General features: G+C 69.7%; 1 pseudogene. It reads left to right on the forward strand.

Features of this window, described 5'->3' with window-relative positions:
• A pseudogene (locus EN862_RS35560) lies at window positions 1–304 on the forward strand (sugar ABC transporter permease); the annotation flags it as partial.

Raw genomic sequence — 304 nt, forward strand, 5'->3', positions numbered from 1 at the left:
GGCGAACCCGCTTCGGCCGCTATGTGTTCGCCATCGGCGGCAATCCGGAGGCGGCCTCGCTCGCCGGCATCAACACGCGCTGGGTGACGATGAAGGTGTTCATGATCATGGGCGTGCTGGCCTCGATCAGCGCCGCCATCTCGTCGGCGCGCCTCAACGCCGCGACCAACGCGCTGGGCACGCTGGACGAGCTCCTGGTCATCGCCGCCGCCGTCATCGGCGGCACGTCGCTCGCCGGCGGCTCGGGAACCGTGCTGGGGGCCATGCTCGGCGCGCTTCTGATGCAGTCGCTGCAGTCAGGCAT

The organism is Mesorhizobium sp. M2E.F.Ca.ET.219.01.1.1 (genome assembly GCF_004016445.2).
Taxonomy (GTDB): Bacteria; Pseudomonadota; Alphaproteobacteria; order Rhizobiales; family Rhizobiaceae; genus Mesorhizobium.